This is a genomic window from Xanthobacter sediminis, assembly GCF_043195015.1.
Lineage (GTDB): Bacteria > Pseudomonadota > Alphaproteobacteria > Rhizobiales > Xanthobacteraceae > Xanthobacter.
Genome location: NZ_JBAFWH010000006.1, coordinates 198413 through 216963 on the forward strand (window position 1 = coordinate 198413; position 18551 = coordinate 216963).

Genomic DNA, 18551 nt, shown 5'->3' on the forward strand with positions numbered 1-18551 from the left:
GTTCATCACTAGCCATCCGCATCCTCTTCGATTGCAGGCGGCGCGGTCCGCAGGCGCTGCCAATAGCGATGCGCAGCCGCGCGCGACGGCGTCCGACGCCCACCGAAGTGCCCCAAACATTCCGCCAGAATTGTGACAAGGGACGCCTTACCGAATCGCTCACGCAGAAAGGCGGCGACCCCAGGATCATTCTCGATTGGCGAGCGCGAGCGGACCGCGAAACGCGCGGCGCGCGCCCCGAGCGCCGCGCATGTGCGCTGGCATTCGAGCAGCTCGGCGTAATGATCGGCCGGGATGGTCACCACCGGCAGTCCCTCCACCGAGGTGACCGGCGGCGTCTTTGCAACCCCGCCCTTTCGCTGTTTGGCCGCAGGCGCTGCTTTCGGCTTTTTCCCTTGCATCGTCTCCTCCTTCTTGCACATCGGGACAAGATAGCGCTGTGTGCCACCAGAACGCGGGGCGGCTCTGCACAAGCCGCCCCGCGCAGGGCTCAACGCGGCGGCGCAGACGCTGCCGCCGGCCCTCTTGGTGCGGCCGCAGGGCAAACCGTCAATGCCGGGCCTGTCCGCCTGCCGGCTGTTCCTCTTCCGCGAGTGCCGCTTGCATCTTCGCCCCGAAACGCGTGTGCGGCAGCGCTCCGTAGGCACTCACATAGAGCGCGAACGCAGTTCCTGAAGGATGGCTTCAGCATCCAGTAGCCTGTGCCCGATCAGGCCAGTCGCCACGGCGGACGCCTGAGGGGAGCGCGCATAACAGGCCTCGAGCGTCTCCCAGGAATTGCCGCTGAAATGGCAAATCCAGGCGATCTTGCGCGCATCCTCCACCGCCTCTTCCGCCTGTTTCAGGTCCAGGCCAAGCAGCAGGCCGAAGAGCGTGCGGGCAACGGTGGCGGCCTTGTCCGCCACGGGATCGACGGGTGCGACCATCATGCCACCACCGCTTTGTAGAGGTCCCGGAAATCCGTGACCGTTCCGCCGTAGATGTGGCGAATCTTGTAGGTGATCACGTCATTGGTGAAGAGCGAGCCGGCATTCTTGTTGTCTTGGATGAAGATTTCCGGCTCTTCCTTCCCGTGGAGAAAACCGATCTCCACAGACGGAATATCGCCTTTGTCAGCGGGGAGGCACCAATCATTTGTGTCGGCCCAGTACCACACCGGCCGAATCTGCCACTGAAGCGACTGGATGAAGTTCGCCTCGTTGTTGGTGCCAAGGCGGAACAGGTCGAAGGCCGTCTGTTCCAGAGCGTCAGGAACCCAAAGGAAGCGCGGGGGAATGCCCAGCGGCTCGGCGCTGTCCTTCTCCTTCTGCGCCTTCATGGCGATGCGCGCCGCCGCGATCGCTGGCGCCGCGAGGGCCGCGCTGCCAAGGTTGCCGTGATCGGTGTGGAACAGGGCCTTGCCGTCATAAATCGCCGTGTTGAGGCGCAGGAAGTCGAGCACGAACTTCGACAAGGTGCGCTTGGCGGCGCGGGACATGCGGATGGGCACCTGGGTGACGGCGCCCACGTCGTCGTTCTTGATCATTTCCAGCGTCACGGTCTCGGTGCCGCCGCGCTTCGCCACCTTGTAGGCGGCCTTTTCGTCGGTGGGGCTGTCCACCGGTGCGTAGGGGCCGGCTTCGGCCACGATGGGCAGATCGCCATATCCGCCGTAGCGCACGCGGTTCTGCTCGCGGAAGTCCCCCACCGGCACGATGTTGGCAAGGTCGCGCCACACGTCATAGATGCCCGGATTGCGGTAGTCCGCCAGCATGCGCCGCTGCATGGCGTCGCCCAGCACTTCGGGGAAAGCGGTGCTGTTCAGAGCTTCGGTGAACCGGTTCGCACGCGCCGGGCGCCCGGTCACCTCCTTGTCACCGATGATGGTCACGTAGCACTCCCGGATGGAGCGCACCGTGCCGTCTTCGGGATCGAAGAAGGCGTCGAGCATGCGGGCCGACTTGTCCTCCTCCGCCTCTTCCAGTTCACGGATGAGACGATCTTTCGAAACATTGGACAGATGGCACCGTTCGATGCGGCGGCCGATCTGCAAGGGGGGAGAGATGGGACATGTAAACACCTCCAAAAGCTTCTGTGACGCCGATGACCGCGCCACCCGCTCCGGGATCGACGATGACATCGACGGACCTGACCTTGATGAAACGCGTGACGACGCGGGTCTGCCCCTGGCGCCGGCCCTCGGCCTCCGCATCGATGGATAAGCCGAACAGGTCGCTCATGCCGCGCCGGGCGGCTTCCGCCATGCCGCGCGCGACAGGATCGGCGGGATCGATCACCTCGATCACGCCATTGATGCCGGCGGGCCGTCCTGCAGCGGGCGGCGCGTATTTCGGCTCGACGATGCGGCCGATCAGGTTGCGCACGTCCTTGCCGCCACCGCTCAGGTGCTCAGCATCGGACTTCACGAACACCCGCACGCCGTCGAACAACGGCACCGCTGCACGCAACGCGGCGTCGGGATAGACGTTCTTGTTCAGCGAGGTGCCGGCATTGATGATGCGCACCGCAAAGCGGCTTGCAGACGCGTTCTGGGCCTCCGGCTGGCCCGTCTCCGGCTGAAGGACGGTGTCTTCAGCGCCCATTATCACACCCGTTCGGCTGAGAGGAAGTCGCCCCGCGAGCGCGGGGCAAGGCACGTGGTGGCGGAAAGGATCGGAAGGCTCATTTCGGCGTTTTCCCTGGGATTCTGGGGGCCTGAGCCATCGCCGACCTGAGATGTTCACGCTTGCGCATGCGATTGGCCGATGCTTTCAGCCTGTCCGCGCTTTTGTCCAGTCTATCCGCGCGCGCGGCAGATCGAGTTCCGCGATCCTCCTTCAACAACATCTCGCCTGTAACGGTTGATGTTCTGATTTTTCTTGCAATTTTGTTTGCGCTCATTCCCCTTGAACGGAGGTATCTGGCGATAAATTTGTTTCCGACCGGTGGCTTGATAGTGGAGCCACCCACTTCTCGCCCCAATTCAATGGCTGCCTCGACCCCGAGAAGCTCGACAAGCTCGCTATTGGTGCGTGGCCTGTCCCTTGGGACGTAGATTGCGCTTCCGCCGAATTCCAGAAGTAGCTTTGCCGTGAGATCAAAGCCGATGATGCCAGCGATCTCTTCGATTTCCGCGGGCACTTGACCGGACAGCAAGCGGCCGGTCGGCTTGCCGTTCCTGAATTCTGGCCATTCGCTCTTCATGACTTGACGTATAATTCGACCGCAAAGCGCTTGCAGTCGCCAAGCGCTTTGCGGGCAACCGCCAATGTGCTGAACATCTGGAAGACGCCGCTTGCTCCAACAGCGTGAGGCCGGCACACGTTCTTCTCTTCCGCGAGCGGCCTTCGCTCGCCGCAGGGCCGGGAGACCAACGCGACCCGGTTCGATACGATGGGCAAGCACGGCGCCCGAGGGGCTTCCAGCAGCCTGCGGCGGCGAGAGGCGACACGCCCCTCGCACGGGGGCGATCACCAGGGCTACAGAACCGGTTCCGCGTTTCTGTCGATCGGGGCGCCGACACGCGGGGAATCTCCGGCCGAAACGAAATCGCAATAGCGCGCCGCTGGCGGTCATCTTGACGGGAGATATGGGCGAGTACCCGTCATCACCAGCGCGCGCTCCCAGCCACTTCGAAACCGCTTCGACGGCGGCCCTGGTGACGGGGCGGCGGTGGTGATGTGGCGACGGGCTGGTGTGAATCGGCGTGGAATAAGGCCCCTGTTTGAGGGGTTATCGGCGTCCAAACGGGCCCCCTCTGACGGAGGGGTTCACAGTGCCTTCGATGTGATCGGAGGCCAGGTTTAGGATGCTTGTAGTGGAGATGATCGCGAAGATCCGTCGCGCGTATTTCGTTCAGGGCAAGGCGATCAAAGCGATCTGCCGGGAGCTGAAGATCTCTCGGAAGGTGGTTCGCAAGGTTCTGCGCTCGAACGAGACGGTGTTCGAGTATGAGCGCTCGGTGCAGCCGATGCCGAAGCTGGGCGCCTGGAAGGGCGAGCTTGATCGGATGCTGTCGAGGAACGAGACCCGTCAGGCTCGCGAGCGCCTGACGCTGATCCGGATCTTCGAGGAGTTGCGGGGCCTCGGCTACGCGGGCGGCTATGACGCCGTGCGGCGCTACGCCAAGGGCTGGCGATGTGACCAGGCCTCGCGATCAGCGGCGGCCTTCGTACCCCTGAGCTTCGATCCGGGCGAGGCCTACCAGTTCGACTGGAGCCACGAGATCGTCCTGATCAACGGGACGACAGTGACGGTCAAGGTTGCCCACGTTCGGCTCTGCCATTCCCGGATGATGTTCGTGCGGGCCTATCCCCGCGAGAGCCAGGAGATGGTGTTCGACGCCCATGGCCGGGCGTTCGTCTTCTTCAAGGGCGCCTGCACGCGCGGTATCTACGACAACATGAAGACGGCGGTGGAGACGATCTTCGTCGGCCAACCCCATCGCGCTGGCACGACGGGGACCCCGGGGCAAGGAGCGCGCCTATAACCGACGCTTCCTGCAGATGCGCGGACATTACCTCGTTGATCCCGTGGCCTGCACGCCGGCGTCGGGCTGGGAGAAGGGGCAGGTCGAGAACCAGGTTAGCTCAGGTCGCGCGAGCGTTTCTTCACCCCGCGGCTTCGGGTGAAGAGCTATGAGGAACTCAACGCCTGGCTGCTCGACCGCACGATCGCCTACGCCAAGGTGCATCCTCATCCCGAGCTGCGTGATCTGACCTCAGCCCGCCAAGGCCGTTGTGGAACGCCACTCCGCCTACGGCTCCGTACCGTTCGACAACGGCAGCGTCGATCAAAAGCCAAAGGGGGGTCCTTCTTGGACGCCGATCCGAGGTCCCCTTCCAACGCCGATAGACACCCTGATCCTCCGCGCCAGGCGTAGAGCGTTGAGGGGCGCCATACAGTATTTGCCTGTGTTGACGGAGATGTAGCCGCTGTCGACGAACGCTCCGACATCGTGACGCTGGTGCAATTCGCTGCGACGGTCGGTGATGTCGCTGCCGCCCCAGGCGAAGATCCAGCCCCCATGCACGTTTGGCACTTCATCGAGCGCGATGCTCGCGACGCCTGGGATCAGTTTTGCCAGCCCCTGCAAGCTCTCGGTCGCTATCGCAGCCCCTCGCCCTGAATCCAAGTCTGCCATTTGGGGCAGATCCGCTTGATCGGACATGGCCAAGCGGCAGGTCGGATACCAGGAGAGGTAGAATCGCCCATCGCCGAAATTGACGATATCGCCATATGGCCCAACGATGAATGTGCAGGATGGGATGGTCGCTGCGGAGCCGCGGACATGTATTGCTGTCTTGTAGCGATATAGCCAAGGGCGGCTGGCATGGCAGCCGACAGTGGCGTCCAGCCGCATGAGCGACCGCCAGGACGCGTTCACGACCGACCGAAACCCGGATTCGGAACTTCCGTCGGCGAAATCCAGGCGGAACATGCCGTCCTGCCGGGCCACGGACGTGACCTCCGCGCCCGTCACGAGCCGCACCAGCGGCTCCTCGCGCAGCCGCGCCGCCACCATATCGGCCAGAGCATGCGTATCCACTGCGATCTCAGGCGTGGAGAATGCCGCCGCCACGCGATCCCCGTCAAAGATGCCGTCGACAGCCACCCTCTCAGGAGGCAGCCACGCAGATCCCCCGAATATCCGCGGCCAGCGCGCCCCATGCTCCGCAAGGCGCCGAGCAATGCCCTCGAAATGAGCGGCGACCTGCGCCACCGTCACCAGGGAATCCGTCGGCACGCCGTAGACGAAGCGATTGCGCGCCACCACATGCGACAGGTCTCGACCCAGCAAGCGTTCCAGAGTGGGCAGGAATTCGAGAGAGGCTTGGAGCATGGCATCCGCGCTGCGCCGCGAGGGGTCGTTGGCATACACGAAACCCAGGTGCAGCTTGCCTTCGTTCCATCGGCTGGCTTCGCTCATCGGTTCGAGAGCGGCGTCGATCAGCGTGACCGCCTGCCCCAGAGCCGCCAGTTCCAGGGCCAGGCACGCGCCCTGCAAACCTGCCCCGATAATCGCAATCACAGATGCACTCCTTTCGCCGGCTCGCTCAATGTTCGCTGAAATGCGCTCTCCGCTGCGGATTGGAGCGCGTCACTCCCCATGAAGCCGGGTGCAATGTCGCCGAGCGCGGCGTTGGCCATCAGGGCCCCGAAGGCGTCACCGGCATCGAGACGCTGCCGCGCCAATATATGAAGCGCCAGCGGACTGCAGGGATCAGCCGCCACGGCGCACTCCGCCGCCGCCAGAGCCGCCCTCGGATCCTTCCGATTCCGGGCGTAAAGGTGAGCGTAGACTGCGTGTGCGAAGCCGCGTATGCGGCTAGCGCCCGAGACCTTCCGATGATCATCGCAGATTGCCAGAACACCGCACAATTGCGCTTCGATGTGATCCCCCGGCCCCAAGTCCTCGGACAGGAAGCGAAGCGCGGCGAGCGCATCAATGCCCGCCTCCACGAGCTTCAGCTCCGGTGACAGAGGCAGTGCCTCTGAAGCACGACGGCGCAGCCGCTGCCGGTGGTCCTCCAATCCCGCGCGCCGGACCGACAGGTCCACCCTGTTTCGGGCGACAGAGGCCGTGACCCGCCCATCCGCATGGAGGCGCTTGAAATATAGCGTCTGCGGCAGTCGACGCGCGACGCCCTGGGTAAGCAGATGGAACGCCCACTCACACTCCACCAGGAACCCTTGGAATGCATCTACGGGAAAAGTCCCTGCGGCGAGAACTTCGGTGCGGGTGACCCCTCGCCACGCCGGCGCCTCCCCTCCTGCTGCGAGAAAGGAAACCAATCGCTCCGCGACGGACCCCTCCTGGAGAATTTGACTGCGCCGGAGCGGCCGCCCGGCATTCAAGAACTGGATATCCCCGAAGGCCGTCACCACGCGCGGATCCGCCTCCACAATTGGCAGCAACCATTCCACGTAGCGGGGATGCAGGAAATCGTCATGGGGCAGCACGAGAAAGAACGGGGTTGAAACCCGCCCCAGCATCGCCGCGATATTTTCAGCCCACCCCAGGACGCGGTCATTGACCCGGTAGTGAACGCGTCCATCGCCGGCAAATCGCTCGCATATTTGCGCCTCATCCCCGCCCGTTGGTTCGATCGCGAGTTCGATGCGGATATCGCGATATGTCTGCTGCAAGAGATGAAGCAACGTTTGCTGCAAAAAATCTCCGGCCCGGTATACCGGAATACATATGGTCACCTTGGACATTCACAAAGGCCCTCGCAACACTCGCGAACCACGCATGCACCTCGAATGAGCTGGCGTCGCCACCAAGGTCGCAACCAGAGATTCGCGCGCTTCATAGCGGCGCCTCTGCAGAAAAAGAGATATAATATACATTTATACAATTCGGTAAATCTAATAACAGTTGCAGAAAAAGACAAATATACAACCACATTGGGTGTCTTGCGCCCGGCTTTCTGAGGCGGGGCCCCATATTAAGCGCTTCACGCGATGATTGTAATTTGGGGATGGAGGCGTTCGCCTCTTGCCCCCTGCGCACGCTGGCGCTAGCCTCGATAAGTGGTCAAATACCATCGGTGTATCAATCGACTAGCGCGGGAGAGCGGGCTGGCGGCCGCTGAGATCAGGGCAAGAGTGGCGTTAGGGAAAAGCATTTCTAGACTGGAGTAACCAGCCTCATGACCTCATTATCGGAAGCCACGCAAAGTCGTAGGGCGCATATGTTCTGGGCATATGGTGACTTGTCGCGCCTGGAGATCTTGTGCGCACGTTCGTTCATCGCGCAGGGCTGGGACCTGACGATCTGGACCTACGGCGCATTGCAAAATGCCCCGACTGGCGTCGCCGTTCGTGATGCCCGCGACGTGCTTCCGGAATCGCGGGTGTTCCTGAATTCGCGCGGCTCCTATGCTGGCTTTTCCGATTATTTCCGCTACGCCGTCCTCAATCGTTTCGGTGGACTGTACACCGACACGGACGTGATCGCCCTGCGGCCGCCTTCCGCAGTGCCGCCTGGACCCTTCATGGTGACCGAGCGCACGCAGGGGCAGCAAGGGCAGCCTGGGCCTCTGGGTATCAATGGAAACGTGCTATCGAACCCCCAGCCCCATGCTGGCAACGTGATCGACCTCGCGCTCGCCTATACGCACCGGTTCCCGAAATCCGACGTCACCTGGTCCGAAATCGGCCCGGCGCTGCTGACCGCTATCGTTTCCATATATCCAAAGCATGGATTTCAGCTCATGCCGCCGGAATTCGCCAATCCGATAGATTGGTGGCACTGCCCCTCGGCCCTGATGAGCCCGGGCGAGAGCCTCCCCGAAAGTTCCGCATTCCTGCACCTTTACAACGAGATGTGGCGCCGGGCAGGCATCGACAAAAATGATGTCCAGTTTCCGCAGGGCAGCATCCTGCACACCCTCGCCAGAACCTATCTTTGAAATTTCATAAACTCGCAGGCGGCATCGATGAACCTACAGAATCAGGAAAGCAACTGGACGAAATACGATAGAACGCCGGAAATATTTCGCGAGGTTTCTGCGCTCGGGCCTTCGCCAAAGATTCTCAGTTTCGGCTGCTCTACTGGTGAAGAGGTGCGCACGCTTCGCGACAAATATTTTCCATACAGCGCAATCCATGGAATTGACATCGACAGAGAAATTATAGATAGCAATCAACGCAACAATCCAGATCCAGATATAGAGTATTTTTCCGATCCTGAAAAACTGGATTCAGATTACGATCTTATTTTTTGCATGTCAGTTCTGTGCAGATGGCCTGACCGGCAGGATCTTTATTATTTTGAGACTTTCCACAAAACGCTTCTTAGCATAGACAGGCGCCTCAAGCCGGGCGGTCTTTTGGTTATCTATAATGGGCAATTTTTCCTTGAGGAAACAATCCTCCGCGATCACTATGAGGCGGTAGAGATCGATCATCGGGATAGTGGTTTTGTAAAAAAATACCACAGGGATTTTTCTCCCTTTATCGGTGTACATGAAACAACGGTATACCGAAAGCTGTCCAACGTTGAGCGCCGTTATGGTGTAATTTGGGCCAACACTGAAAATATTGGTGACGACATTCAGACGCTTGCCGCGATGCACTTCCTGAGCAAGCGCGGCATTGAAACAGTTGAATGCATAAATCGTGAAATGTTGTCCGAGTATAATGGCGGGCCGTTGTTTGTAATTATGAACGGCTGGTTTATGCATAATATCGCGAAATTTCCTCCGCCGCCAACGATTATACCCATATTCATTAGCTTTCATTGCGCAGATGAACGCCTAATTATTCAAAATAAGGAATATTTTATTCGTCATAGCCCTATAGGGTGCCGTGACGAGTCGACCATGAACATGTTTCGGAAGCATGGGGTGCCGGCCTATTTCACCGGGTGCCTGACACTCGGATTCGATCCGGTCGAAAAGAAAAGCTCTGGGCGGTTCGCGGTAGATATAAACACCTGTTCTTATATTCCTCCGGTTGCAGTTGCCGATGAGGAGATCAAGGACTTCGTCCGCCTGCGTCACGACCTGCCCGAGGGTGCGGATCGAGACGATATCGGGCGACGTCTGGGCCTAGCCAAGGCGTTGCTGGAGCTTTACGGCAGCGCCGACCTCGTGGTTACGACACGCCTGCATTGCGTGTTGCCCTGCCGCGCCATGGGGACCAGAGTGAAATTCGTGCACGCAAACCTCCTCGGCGACGCCCGGTTCTTTGGGTTGCACAGTGTGCTCGCGGGCGCTTCGCAGGTAAGTGCCGCGCGTGAAACGGTGCCACGCGAGCGTATCGATCGGGTGCTCGAGAATTTCGCGAAGATCGAGATCTAGAGTCCGCATCCCGCAAGGCACCGGGCGGCCAGAGGCGGAACATCAACCGCGCAACGGCCGTATCGTTAGGGCGTGGTGGAGAAGCGATAGCGCGGTCCGCAACGCGGGATGGCGACGAGGTGCCCTTGTGCCATGATTTTCTGCGCCGGCGCTCTGGAGGAGGAACTCCAGCGGTGCCGGCGCAGAGAGTTCGTGCATGTGCGCGGCGCGATCCCGATGGGGCTGCTGGTCAGCCTGGCGCAATCAACGTCTGCTTTGGTCTTGCCACCACGAAGCATCATCTTGCCTGGCGGATGGCCGATGCGGACGAGCCCCGCGACCTCCTGGAGAATGGGATTGCCCTCTTGCGCGCGTTCTGAGCGCAAGCGCCTGCCGGTTTCTGCGTGTGTGCGCAGTTCTACGGGCGGCGGCAAAGCCGCATCCACCGGTGCTGACGCACCCGGCTTGTGCTCCGGGGCGCGTATGTCGGAGGACTGTCGCAGACAGGCCTGCAGTGGCTCCACACGCGCATCCTTGATGCGTAGGACTGCCGGTGGCAAAGCCACCTTGCACCGCTCCGGCCGAGCGTCTCGCCTACCGCCAAATTTCGTCTGGGAGAACACGCTGTGAGCGAAACGGGGAAGAAGCCGCGCGTCCTTGTGGTGACGAGCTACTACAAGGAGGAGCGGGCCCTCATCGAGCGGACGATCCGCTCGGTGGCCCAGCAGACCGCGGCCGCCACCGGCGCAGCTGTCGATCACATGCTGGTCGCCGACGGCTTTCCCCAGGACTGGATCGACGGCCAGGCGGTACGCCACATCCGGCTGGATCTTGCCCATGCCGACTATGGCAATACCCCGCGCGGCGTGGGTACGCTTCTTGGCATCGTCGAGGACTATGACGGCATCTGCTATTGCGACGCCGACAATTGGTTCGAGCCGGGCCACATCGAGGCATGTCTCGCACTGGCGGCAAGGTACGGCGACAGCGTCGACTATGTGGTCGCCCAGCGCACCATGCGCCGGCCCGACGGCAGCGTGCTTCCGGTGGCCGACGAGCCCATCGAGCACCACGTCGACACCAACTGTTTCTTCTTCCTGCCTTCCTCCTTTCCCTGGCTTCACCGCTTCGCTTCCATGCCACACCCGATGGCTTCCATCGGAGACCGGATCTTCTATGCCTCGCTGAAGGCGGCCAAGCTCAGGATGGCTGTCATCCAACAGCCGACGGTGGCCTACCAATGCATGTGGGAATCGATCTACCGCGGCATTGGTGAAAAGCCGCCGGAGGGCGCCAAGCCCAACGTGGATTCCTCGCAGGTCGACCGGTGGCTAGACACTCTCACCGATCGCGAGCGCACCATCGTCTCGCGCCTCACCGGCTTTTCCTTCCCGCGCGCCCCAGGCATGGCGGAACCCTCGTCCGCCCGGCCGCAGATACCGCGCGTGCTGGTCGTCAGCGCCTATTACAAGGAAGACCGGGCCATGCTGGAGGCCTGCATGGCCTCTGTCGCGGCGCAGACCGCAGCGGCGAAAGGGCTTGCCACCATCGGCCACATGATGGTGGCCGATGGATTCCCGCAGGATTGGATCGACGAAACCGGACTGCGCCACATCAAGCTGGACCGGGCGCACGGCGACTACGGAAATACCCCCCGCGGGGTCGGCGCCCTCCTTGCTCTGGCGGAAGACTGGGACGCGCTCTGCTTTCTTGATGCGGACAACCAGTATCGGCCGCATCACGTGGAAGCTTGCCTTGCGCGGGCGCAGGAGATCGGTCCCAATTGCGACTGGCTCATCGGGCTGCGCTTCTATCGCCGGCCGGACTGGTCGCTCATGCCCATCCGCGGCGACGAACGCGACATCGACACCAACTGCTTTTTCTTCCTGCGCGGCTCATTCCACCTGCTGCATCATTTCGCGACGCAACCACGGGAAATCGCGCTCGCCGGTGACCAGGTCTTCCATCAAGTGCTGCAGAATTCCGGGCTGGTCGGCGGGCGCATGAACGAGCAGACGGTCGATTATCTCTGCCTTTGGGCTCCCACATATGAAATGCTGGGAGAAACTCCCCCGCCCGGGGCGCGCGCCTTTGCCGACCAGGAGGCCATGCATGCCTGGCTCATGGCGCAGCCGCCGGCGCGCCGCCGGAACATCCTTCGCCTTATCGGCCTTGGCGGCCAAGGGGCGAACACGATTCCCGGAGAGCAGCGACATTGGGCCAAGGAGGCGGCGGCGGCCCGGACACGCGCGCCAGCCGTTTCTCCTGCCAAAGGCGACAAGCCCGCTGTCCCCCCCTCCTCCCCCCGGGCGACGGCCTCGACAGGAGCACAGAGCATGGCCGCTTCTCCCTCAAACACGGCCAAGCTTGATATTTCGTCCTTTAGGATCGGAGCCCCGACTGGAGATGGCATGCCCGCGGCAGCCCTCGCCGCCCTTGAGATGGGCCGGCCCCGCGTGCGAACTTTCGGCCTCTTCGACACGCTGATCGCGCGGCGCTGCATCGAGCCATCCGCGATTTTCGAGCTGGTCGCGCGACGCATCGGCATGTCCGATTTCCCGGATGCCCGGAAGAAGGCAGAAGCCGCGGTTGCCGGCAGCCCCTATGACATCGCCATCATCTACGATGAACTCGCACGGGCTCTCCAGCTCGACGCCGCCCGCGCGCTGGAGATCAGGGCAATCGAAATCGAGACCGAGCTTGAGCAGGTCTTGCCAATCGCGGAAAATCTCGCGGAAGTCCGGCATGGCGACGTCCTGATCTGCGACACCCATCTGAGCGCACCGGTTATCCAGCGGCTGCTCGACAAGGCTGGCGTATGCCAGAAGGTCGGTCTCGTTGCGACCAACGCAGGGAAGAGCTCCGGCGACATCTGGCGGCATGCGGTAAGCACCTTTGAGATCGAGACGCATTTGGGGGCTGATGCGCATGCGAATGCTGCGGTGCCGGCCTCCCTGCACATTCGCAGCCGACACACCACCCTTGCCGAGCCGAGCACTGTCGAAGACGTGCTGAAATCCCTTGGCCTACGGTCGCTCGCAGAGCTGTGCCGTGAAACCCGGCTGGTGACATGGTCGCCGGATCAGCAGGCCCGCAAGCTCCAGCTCGTGCAGGCAAGCTTGAATTTCCCCATATTGCTGCTCGCCAGCGTGTCGCTGCTGCGGCTCGGCGACCAGCTCGGAAAGCGATCCGTGCTGTTCTCCAGCCCCGATTGCGACATGTGGCGCCTGCTGTTCGACGAGATGGCGCGACGCAAAGGCGCTGAGCGCACGTCGACCTGCTTCTACACCAGCCGTAGCGCCAGAACGCAGCCCTCTCGCGGCGAATTCAGCTACGCACGCCAACTCCTCGACGGGGACGCTATCGTCGTAGATCTCTGCGGTTCCGGCTCTTCCTGGGCTCAGCTCACGCAGAAGCTGGGCGGGGTGGAACTGCCTGTCTTCCTTATTCACCAGCATGCGCCGATCGCCGTCAGCGCGCTCAACTCCTCGTCATCGGGAAGCTGCACGGTTCATAGCCTCGTTCCGCCGGGCGCTGCCGAGGTGGACTGCTCAACCATCGAAATGTGCAACTACACCGATCACGGCAAAGTCGCGGAAATGCGCTTGATCGGGGATTTTGCTGTTCCGGTTTTTGCGTCCGATCCGCGCAATGCGGCTACGCTGGGGCTCATTCGCGCACAGCAGGCATGCTTCAAGACGGCCCTGACGCTTCTCGACCACTACGATTGGCGTGACACCCTCAGTCTCGACGATGATTCCATCAGGACGGTCTGCACGGCACTTTATGAAGTCTTGTCGCGCCAGAACGCGCTGAAGAACGCCTTTGGTGCGAGTCTCGGATAAAGGTCGCCCAGCCCTGAAACAACGAACGCTCCATGTCGAAAGCGGCAAGGAGCGCGGCGGCGGTGAAACCGCCGCCGAACGGACCAGAAACTGTCGAGGGGGATGGTGAGCCCGTCGGGATTCGAACCCGAGACCCCATGATTAAAAGTCACGTGCTCTACCGGCTGAGCTACGGGCTCACTCCTGGCAGTGGTTAGGCCGGCGGCGCGTCAGGGTCAAGGCCGGGCCTGTGAACATCGTGTCCGGCGTTGACCATAGCCAAGCGCTTGCGCACCATGGCGGCCAAACCCCTCCGGCCAGGGATCGGCATGCCGCTCAACAACTCCATCGCCGCGCGCGTTGAAGACATCGTTCAATGGCGCCGGCATCTCCATAGCCATCCAGAGCTCGAATACGACCTGCCGCAGACCAGCCGCTTCGTGGCGGAGAAGCTGCGGGCGTTCGGCTGTGACGAGGTGGTGACGGGCATCGGCGGCAGCGGGGTCGTCGCCGTCATCCGCGGCCGCGGCGAGGGCGGACGGATGATCGGCCTGCGCGCCGACATGGACGCCTTGCCGGTGACGGAGGAGACGGGAGCCGAGCACGCCTCCCTCACACCCGGCCGCATGCATGCCTGCGGCCATGACGGGCACACCGCCATGCTGCTTGGCGCGGCCCGCCAGCTCGCCGAGGCGCGGGCCTTCGCGGGCACTGCGGTGCTCATCTTCCAGCCGGCGGAAGAGGCCGGTGCGGGGGCTAAGGCGATGATCGACGACGGGCTGTTCCGCCGCTTTCCGGTGGACGAGGTCTACAGCCTTCACAACCTGCCGGGCCTGCCGGTGGGCAGCATGGCAGTGCGCGAGGGCCCCATCATGGCCTCGGCCGACCGGATCGAGATCGACATCCTCGGCTCCGGCGCCCATGCGGGCCGCCCCAACGAGGGGGTGGACGTGGTGCTCACCGGCGCCGCCGTCGTGACGGCGCTGCAGCAAGTGGCCGCGCGCAACGTGGACCCGTTGAAATCGGCCGTGGTTTCCATCAGCGTGTTCCAGGCGGGCGAGGTGGACAATGTGCTGCCGCCCCTGGCGCGGCTCATCGGCACGGCGCGCACTCTCGCACCCGATGTGCGCGCTCAGGTGAAGGCGCGTGTGCGCGCCATAGCCGAGGGCGTGGCCTCCGCTTACGGCGCGCAGGCCCGCGTGCGCTTCCTCGAAGGCTATCCCGTCACCCAGAATCACGCGGCTCAGGTCGCCTTCGCCGCCGATGTGGCCCGCGAGGTCTGCGGCGATCATGCCGTGAACGCGGGCGCGGAGCCGCTGATGGCCGCGGAGGACTTCGCCTTCATGCTGGAACAGAAGCCCGGCGCCTACCTGTTCCTCGGCAACGGGCCGTCCGCAGGCCTGCACCATCCCGCCTATGACTTCGCTGACGGAGCCATAGCCTTCGGGTCTTCGTTCTGGGTGCGCCTGGTGGAGCGCGCCCTGCCCTGAGGTGCCGCCCAGTGGATAAAACCAGCCCTTAAAGCGGCGTTAAGAGAAGAACGCCCAGCATTGTACCTGCCATTTGCAGAAAATCGTCCGCGCTTGCCGAACACAGTAGGCGTGGACGCGTTGCTGGCTTATGGTTAAAGCACATTGCAACCTAAGCGTCAGTGAGAATACCATGTCTACCTTATCACCGGCGGAGGTCATCCGCACTGCCGCAATCACGACGCTACTGTGCGGCGTGAGCATGGCTTGGCTCCTGCATTGAAGCTGCAGCGCGACGCGCAAGCGGTGCGCCGCGACGACCGGTGAAATGGGGTTTGCCCAACCGGCCCTGTCCTGTGCGTGTTGCCTTAGCCACCACGCGCGTTTCTCGATAGGGCCTCAGCGCAGCCTTCGAAGTGGCGCGCGCCGACAGTCCCTCTCCAACCTGCCATCTCCCCTTTCCACCTCCCCGCATGTGGCAACCGATTTGCATCGGGGCCGCGCGCGCGGAGAGGCGCCAAACCAGATGTTCGCCCCCACGGGGTAGAACAGCAAAGGCGAAGGATCTGACTATGGCAGATTACAAGGTGACGGTGGATCAGCTTCCCACCGGAAAGTGGGCCTGCTTCCTCCATGTGGACGGTCATGACGAGCCTATCAACCTCGGGCGCGAATTCAAGAACGATGAGCAGGCGGAAAACTGGCTCAACGTCTCGGAATCCGTTACAGCTATTGAGATGATGCTGCGCAAGGTGAAGAAATAAGCTTTCAAGCCTGACCTTTCCGGCGGATGGGCGCATGCCCGTCCGCCCTTCCCCCTGCCAAGGTCCGGAAGACTCTTCCCCCGCCCAGCCGGAAACGCCCAAACATCCTGTTGAATGTCGGACACCCGACCGTCCACCGGGGGAAAGGGGCCATCGTCCTCCTCGGGAGCGAACGCCCTCAGTCAACCACCTCCGCCTGAATGGAGAGGATGTCGTAGGCGGGGGCTTCCGGCGGATTGTCATAGCCGCTCACCATGTCCTGAGCGGTCCCATCAGCCCCCACCCGCTGGCGCGTCATACGCCCAATGTCGCCGCCATGGACGTGGATGACCACGGCCCCTGCCTCCAGGCTGGCATTGGCCATGCTCACGGTGGCGGTGCCCTGTGCGGTCTCCACGGCCCCACTGGATAAGCGGCGCTCGATCGGGGCGGCTCCCTCGGCCCGCTCGCGCCGCAGCACCTCCCCCTCCAGCACTCCACTTATTTCCCAAACGCCATCGCGGAAGCTCGGCCATTCCTGACCCGGGCCGAAAACCGAAGCTGCGATGCAGAAGCGCTCCATGCCGTCCCGGTAGAGCTCGTAGAGGCGCGGCTCATCCCCGGCGGTGCGGAAGGCCTCGGGCAGCCAGCCCTCCTCGGACACCAGACGCCGCATCAGGTCCCGCCCGATGAAGAGGATCTCGCGTGGTCCGTCCGCCAGTTCCACCATGGACTGGATGTCCCATATGAAACGCCGCAGCGCCTCCGGCACCCGAGTGGCCATGCGCGTCTCCCCGCCCTCAGTGGTGGTCATGGTCGTGCTCCTCCATTGGCGCGGGCTTGTGGAGCACCTTGGCCGCGAGGAAATCACCCGTAGCGAGGATGCCGTCGTCGTCCAGGGCGTGGCCGAGGCCGGGCCGGCGCAGGCTCCGCACCGGCACGCCCGCCGCCTTCAGGCGCTCCTTCGTTGCGGTCATGGCGGCAAAGGGAACGAGGGGGTCGTCTTCGCCATGGATCATCAGAACCTCGGGGCGCGCCGACACCTCCACCGGGGTACCGGCGGGCAGCGCCCCACCGAAGCACGCCACTGCGGCCACAGGATTTGGCCGTTGAAGCGCGGCGCACAGCGCCACCATCGCCCCCTGCGAAAAGCCCACGAGGGCGAGATGGGAATCCGGCAGGCGGCGCGCTGCCAGCGCCGCATCGAGGAAGCTGTTGAGCGCAGTTGCGGAAGCATCCAGGGCGGCTCCCACCTCCGAAGCGAGGGGCTCCGGGGCGGAGAACCATTGCCGTCCCTCACCGTCGGGTCCTGGAAGAGGGGCCTCGGCGGCGAGAAAATCCGCCTTGGGCATGGCCGGCGCCCAATTGAGGGCATGGTCCAGGATGACGCCGCCCGTGTCCCCCTCCCCGTGCAGCAGCACGACCAGGTACACCGGCTTCCCACAGGACAGCGCGGCGATCTTGGGCCCCTCCGCGATCATGCTCATCACCCTCCTCCACGCTTAGGAATTCGGGCAGGGGACGATCTTGTAAACGGCATCGGCGAAGGGCTTGATGCCGGTGTTGATGCGCAGGGGGGAGGTCCATGTCTGATAGGTGACAATCCCCCGCGTGATGGAGATGACCTTGTAGTTCTCCGCCCCCTTCGTCTTGTAGCACTTGCCCGGCTGGATATCCTCTTCCTTCAAGGGCATGACGTGTCTCCTTCCGCGCTGCAGTCCGCCCATCCCCAAGCAATGGCCGTGCCTGCGGCGCCGACACGAGACACGGTCGGCCGCCCGCGCCTCGCTCAGGCCGGGGGAGCCTCGACGCCCAGGATTTTCTCCAGCACCCCGGCGGGGTCCTCATCGCGCATCAGGGCGGTGCCGACGATCATGGCCTTTGCGCCGAGCGCGCCCAGGCGCGCGCGCTCCTCCGCGCTTGCAAGGCCCCCCTCCGCCACCGCGAACGCCTTCTGCGGAGGCACCAGCGGCAGCAGCGCCTCGAAGGCGCCGGGCACAAGCTCGAAGGTGTGAATGTCGCGGCTGGTAACGCAGATGAAGTCCGCGCCGGCCGCCAGGGCCAGCTCCAATTCCTCCCGCGTGTGGACCTGCACGAGCACGTCGAGCGCGATGGCTGTCGCGCGCTCGCGGAATGCCGCGAGTTTGTCCCCGAGCAGGGCCGCGGAGAGCACCACGGCATCCGCTCCTGCAAGGCGCGCCTCGAGGATCTGGTAGACGTCGAATATGATGTCCTGCGCCATCACAGGCAGGCCCACGGCGCCACGAACCGTCGCGAGGTCGGAGGCCGACCCCCGGAACGACTGGCGCTCCACCGCGACCGAAAGGGCGCCCGCGCCGACCGCCTCGAAATCCTCGGCCAGCGCCTTGTAGGGCACCATGAGGCGCAGCTCGGGCTCGAACGGCGAGCCGCCCTTCAGCTCAGCGATGACCACTGGCGCGCCAGCGTCCTTGAAACGCGCGGTGAGCGCCCCCTGGAACCCCAGGGTGAGCGGCATTTCGCCGATCTTGCCCTGCATCTGGCCGAGCGAGCGGCGGGCCTTGGCCTTGGTGAGTTGGTCCTTGCGCTGGATGAGGAAGGGCTTGATGCGGCTGTTTTCCGGCAATGGCATGGATAAAATGTCCGAAAGGGGTGGGCTGGCGGAAGCTTTTGAAAAATGCTGCGCCGCGGGGAAGCGTCACAGATTTTGCCTCGCTTGGCCAGCCGCGCATGCCTGCCCTTCCGCACCGGCGGGCTTTTCAGCGCCGG

Annotated in this window: 16 protein-coding genes, 1 tRNA gene and 1 pseudogene; 6 read left to right on the forward strand and 12 right to left on the reverse strand. The window is 63.2% G+C overall.

Annotated elements, in window-relative coordinates; translation table 11 throughout:
- Positions 1 to 8: 8 nt before the first annotated feature.
- From V5F61_RS10420 to V5F61_RS10440, 5 genes are all read right to left on the reverse strand, one after another.
- Positions 9 to 401 (reverse strand): hypothetical protein, encoded by a 393-nt coding sequence (locus V5F61_RS10420; protein ID WP_393988360.1) that lies wholly within the window; start codon positions 399 to 401, stop codon positions 9 to 11.
- Positions 402 to 647: 246 nt separating this feature from the next.
- Entirely contained in the window at positions 648 to 929 is a 282-nt protein-coding gene (locus tag V5F61_RS10425; protein WP_393988361.1) for a hypothetical protein, read from the reverse strand.
- Positions 926 to 1930 carry a phage major capsid protein gene (locus V5F61_RS10430; protein WP_393988362.1) on the reverse strand — a complete coding sequence of 335 codons (1005 nt, stop codon included), beginning with the start codon at positions 1928 to 1930 and terminating at the stop codon, positions 926 to 928. Before V5F61_RS10430 ends, V5F61_RS10425 begins: the two co-directional genes overlap by 4 nt.
- Before the next feature lie 34 nt (positions 1931 to 1964).
- Complete coding sequence (locus tag V5F61_RS10435; protein WP_393988363.1) at positions 1965 to 2582, reverse strand: hypothetical protein; 618 nt, start codon at positions 2580 to 2582, stop codon at positions 1965 to 1967.
- A 79-nt stretch (positions 2583 to 2661) separates the two neighbouring features.
- Positions 2662 to 3183 carry a hypothetical protein gene (locus V5F61_RS10440; RefSeq protein WP_393988364.1) on the reverse strand — a complete coding sequence of 174 codons (522 nt, stop codon included), beginning with the start codon at positions 3181 to 3183 and terminating at the stop codon, positions 2662 to 2664.
- Positions 3184 to 3787: 604 nt separating this feature from the next.
- On the opposite strand from V5F61_RS10440, the pseudogene istA reads away from it, so the two are divergent.
- Positions 3788 to 4699, forward strand: a pseudogene (istA, locus tag V5F61_RS10445) (IS21 family transposase); the annotation flags it as partial.
- A 72-nt stretch (positions 4700 to 4771) separates the two neighbouring features.
- Here the strand turns inward: istA and V5F61_RS10450 are convergent.
- Together V5F61_RS10450 and V5F61_RS10455 are read right to left on the reverse strand one after the other, a co-directional pair.
- Entirely contained in the window at positions 4772 to 6010 is a 1239-nt protein-coding gene (locus V5F61_RS10450) for an FAD-dependent oxidoreductase (RefSeq protein WP_393988365.1), read from the reverse strand.
- Positions 6007 to 7200 carry a glycosyltransferase gene (locus V5F61_RS10455; RefSeq protein ID WP_393988366.1) on the reverse strand — a complete coding sequence of 398 codons (1194 nt, stop codon included), beginning with the start codon at positions 7198 to 7200 and terminating at the stop codon, positions 6007 to 6009. The genes V5F61_RS10450 and V5F61_RS10455 overlap by 4 nt, the downstream gene beginning before the upstream one ends.
- 434 nt (positions 7201 to 7634) lie before the next feature.
- Here V5F61_RS10455 and V5F61_RS10460 point away from each other — a divergent pair, with 434 nt between their 5' ends.
- From V5F61_RS10460 to V5F61_RS10470, 3 genes are all read left to right on the forward strand, one after another.
- Positions 7635 to 8396, forward strand: coding sequence for a glycosyltransferase (locus V5F61_RS10460; protein ID WP_393988367.1), 762 nt, complete (start codon positions 7635 to 7637; stop codon positions 8394 to 8396).
- A 27-nt stretch (positions 8397 to 8423) separates the two neighbouring features.
- Positions 8424 to 9788 carry a polysaccharide pyruvyl transferase family protein gene (locus tag V5F61_RS10465; RefSeq protein ID WP_393988368.1) on the forward strand — a complete coding sequence of 455 codons (1365 nt, stop codon included), beginning with the start codon at positions 8424 to 8426 and terminating at the stop codon, positions 9786 to 9788.
- A gap of 605 nt (positions 9789 to 10393) precedes the next feature.
- Positions 10394 to 13612, forward strand: a complete 3219-nt coding sequence (locus tag V5F61_RS10470) for a hypothetical protein (protein WP_393988369.1) — start codon at positions 10394 to 10396, stop codon at positions 13610 to 13612.
- 103 nt (positions 13613 to 13715) lie between these two features.
- Here V5F61_RS10470 and V5F61_RS10475 read toward each other — a convergent pair.
- Positions 13716 to 13791, reverse strand: a tRNA-Lys gene (locus V5F61_RS10475).
- 129 nt (positions 13792 to 13920) lie between these two features.
- On the opposite strand from V5F61_RS10475, the gene V5F61_RS10480 reads away from it, so the two are divergent.
- Both V5F61_RS10480 and V5F61_RS10485 read left to right on the forward strand, forming a co-directional pair.
- Positions 13921 to 15081: a M20 aminoacylase family protein gene (locus tag V5F61_RS10480; RefSeq protein ID WP_393988370.1), complete on the forward strand. Its 1161-nt coding sequence runs from the start codon at positions 13921 to 13923 to the stop codon at positions 15079 to 15081.
- A 551-nt stretch (positions 15082 to 15632) separates the two neighbouring features.
- Positions 15633 to 15824 (forward strand): hypothetical protein, encoded by a 192-nt coding sequence (locus V5F61_RS10485; protein WP_234050439.1) that lies wholly within the window; start codon positions 15633 to 15635, stop codon positions 15822 to 15824.
- A 178-nt stretch (positions 15825 to 16002) separates the two neighbouring features.
- Here the strand turns inward: V5F61_RS10485 and V5F61_RS10490 are convergent, their stop codons facing one another.
- The 4 genes from V5F61_RS10490 to V5F61_RS10505 form a co-directional block, all read right to left on the reverse strand.
- Positions 16003 to 16617 carry a cysteine dioxygenase family protein gene (locus V5F61_RS10490; protein WP_393988371.1) on the reverse strand — a complete coding sequence of 205 codons (615 nt, stop codon included), beginning with the start codon at positions 16615 to 16617 and terminating at the stop codon, positions 16003 to 16005.
- A complete protein-coding gene (locus V5F61_RS10495) occupies positions 16604 to 17290 on the reverse strand; it encodes an alpha/beta hydrolase (protein WP_393988372.1) in 687 nt (228 codons plus the stop codon). Before V5F61_RS10495 ends, V5F61_RS10490 begins: the two co-directional genes overlap by 14 nt.
- Before the next feature lie 15 nt (positions 17291 to 17305).
- Positions 17306 to 17497, reverse strand: a complete 192-nt coding sequence (locus tag V5F61_RS10500; protein ID WP_393988373.1) for a hypothetical protein — start codon at positions 17495 to 17497, stop codon at positions 17306 to 17308.
- Between the two features lie 95 nt (positions 17498 to 17592).
- Entirely contained in the window at positions 17593 to 18414 is an 822-nt protein-coding gene (locus tag V5F61_RS10505) for an indole-3-glycerol phosphate synthase TrpC (RefSeq protein ID WP_393988374.1), read from the reverse strand.
- Positions 18415 to 18551 lie beyond the last annotated feature (137 nt).